Raw genomic sequence first — 1,244 nt, 5'->3', positions numbered from 1 at the left:
CAGAAGGACAGCAGGGTTACAAGAGTCTGGCCAGACAGTACGGTCTTGGCCCTACAACCGTCAGGCGTTGGGTTAAACACTTTGAACAGCATGGTCTAAGTGGCTTGCAGAAAAAGTTCACCCACTACAGCGCTGAGTTCAAATTAGCGGTGTTGCAACAGATGAGGCAAGAGGAGCTATCAGCCTTACAAGCGACGACTCTGTTCGATATTCGAGGTGGTACGAGCGTCGTACGACAGTGGGAAAGCCAGTATCATGAAGGAGGCTTCCAAGCGTTGGAGCCTAAAGCCCGAGGACGTCCGACGAAGATGCCTACAACAGAGCCCCCAAAGCCCCCACTTCCACTGACGGATAAGAGCTCGCTGGAGCAGCTGCTCCAAGAGAATGAGTACTTGCGTGCTGAGGTGGCCTACCTAAAAAAGTTGAGGGCCTTGCGTCAGGCAAAAGAACAAGCCGCGCAGAAAAAGCGCAGATAGTCCTTGAGCTGAAGCAAGGCCACCCTTTGGCGGTGCTGCTAAAAGTAGCAGAATTGTCGCGTAGTACGTTCTATTATCAGGCAAGGGCTCAGCAGTTGGAAGATCGGCATGCTGGTCTGAAGCGACGCATTCACGTCCTCTACGAGCATCACAAAGGCCGCTACGGTTATCGCCGAATCACAGCAGCGTTGCGTCAGTCGGGCGAGCAGGTCAACCATAAGACAGTCCAGCGCCTAATGCAGCATCTAGGCTTGAAGTCGCTGGTACGCCCGAAGAAATACCGCTCCTATCGTGGACAACAGGCCAGTGTTCCCAATCTTCTTGCCCGCCAGTTTCATGCTGAACGACCCAACCAAAAGTGGGTAACCGACGTCACGGAGTTTAATATCCGAGGCGAAAAGCTGTACTTGTCGCCTGTGATGGATCTCTACAACGGGGAAATCGTGTCCTACTCAATGCAGAAACAGCCGCAGTACTCGCTGGTAGGGGGGATGCTCAAGAAAGCCTTGGCTAAGTTGGCCGACCAAGACGCGCCTTTACTGCATTCTGATCAAGGCTGGCAATATCAGATGTCAGCTTACCGGCGTAAGCTCAGCGAGCATGGCGTGATTCAGAGCATGTCACGTAAAGGCAATTGCCTGGATAATGCCGCAATGGAGAGCTTCTTTGGTACGCTGAAGTCAGAATATTTTTACCTGAACCGCTTTGACACCATTGAGCAATTACAGGCGGGCATTCGGCACTATATCCATTACTACAATCACGAGC

General features: G+C 52.3%; 1 pseudogene. It reads left to right on the top strand.

The annotated features are described in order from the left end of the window. Positions 1 to 1,244: pseudogene (locus E0L35_RS25260) on the top strand (IS3 family transposase); the annotation flags it as partial.

The organism is Halomonas sp. ATBC28, from assembly GCF_005937175.1.
GTDB lineage: Bacteria > Pseudomonadota > Gammaproteobacteria > Pseudomonadales > Halomonadaceae > Vreelandella > Vreelandella titanicae.
This window is presented reverse-complemented; position numbering and strand designations above follow the sequence as displayed.